Here is a 1,322-nt window from a genome sequence, read left to right as displayed (position 1 = left end):
TCTCCACTCTTATTAGAGAAGGCGAAACACTGAGGCTGGTAGGCAACCTGCCCTACAATATATCCACTCCCCTGATTTTCCACCTGCTAGAGTTTCAGGGACAGATCAGCGACATGTATTTCATGTTACAGAAAGAGGTTGTGGAAAGACTTGCAGCCCAGCCCGGTGAAAAGCACTATGGGCGACTGGGCATCATGGCTCAATACTACTGCAAGGTGAACAACCTGTTTGTTGTGGGCCCTGGCTGTTTCAAACCTGCCCCCAAAGTTGACTCAGCTATTGTTCGGCTTGAGCCTCATAGAGATTTACCTTACCCGGCAGATGACGTAAAACTGCTGGAAAGGGTGGTTCGGGAAGCTTTCCAGCAACGCCGCAAAACTATGCGAAACACTCTGAAAAAGCTAATCTCTGCCGATAAACTGACTGAGCTGGGTATCGACCCTGCGAGTCGTCCGGAAACGGTGACTCTGCCAGAATTTGTTGCTATCGCCAATTATCTGCATTCAGCTGCCATGAGCGACTGACATCATTTTTCGTCAGCCTCGGGGATGAAAATTTTTCCAATGTAAGAAAGCTGCCGTTACATGATAAACGACCAGACGACTTGCATGCTCGCTATCCACTGAGTTACTACTATTAGCAGGGAAATGCAGTTTTCATCACTGTGGAGAACGCAGTCTCCACCCGGTCAACGGAGAAAAGGATATTTCTCCAAGCCGGTCACAAACTGTTACTGAGCCAGGCAGCGAATCAGAAAAAGCTTTTGTGCATTTCAATCAAGCATTCCCGATTTAGTCTTAAAACCACGAACCTTCAAAGACCTTTGCTATAAATGGCTATCACACGTTTAAAGGTTCAGGAGATTATTGTTAATGACCGTGTACGCCGTAGGTGATATCCAGGGATGCTACGAGCCTCTCAGACATCTGTGTCAGATAAGCTGCGGTCAGTTTCAGTTTGGCTCGACGGGTATAAGCTTCTTCCATAGAGTTGATGGAATCTGATTTGAATAGAAACTGAAGAAACTCTTGATAGTTTTCTCCCTGAAGGGCTTTCTCAAGTTTGCTTGCATACAGGCAGGCCTGCTTCAGGGTCCAGATCGGAGGGATTCCAGCATGTACCATTGTGACTTTGCGTTTTTTATCATAGTGAATCAGTGGGCGGTGCCTTAGCCAGTCAATCAATGAGTCTCTGTCAGGAGCGCTGAGCAGTGGGGCTAATGTATCTTTCTTTTTGGATCGACGAACTCGTGCAGCAACCGCCAGCAAGTGCAAAAAACCCACTCATCCTCAGGACTTTTGTCACCTTTTTCTGATTTTGTC

Annotated in this window: 2 protein-coding genes; one reads left to right on the top strand and one right to left on the bottom strand. The window is 46.9% G+C overall.

What is annotated here, in order from left to right:
• Positions 1–524, top strand: a 524-nt coding sequence (gene rsmA / locus KDK18_RS01970) for a 16S rRNA (adenine(1518)-N(6)/adenine(1519)-N(6))-dimethyltransferase RsmA (RefSeq protein WP_257252812.1), incomplete at its 5' end; no start/stop codon positions are given.
• A 345-nt stretch (positions 525–869) separates the two neighbouring features.
• Here rsmA and KDK18_RS01965 read toward each other — a convergent pair.
• A complete protein-coding gene (locus KDK18_RS01965) occupies positions 870–1,283 on the bottom strand; it encodes a hypothetical protein (protein ID WP_257252811.1) in 414 nt (137 codons plus the stop codon).
• Positions 1,284–1,322 lie beyond the last annotated feature (39 nt).

The sequence above is a fragment of the Endozoicomonas sp. SESOKO3 genome, assembly GCF_024606255.1.
The sequence above is the reverse complement of the archived record's forward strand: the minus strand, read 5'-3'. Positions and strand labels throughout refer to the sequence as shown.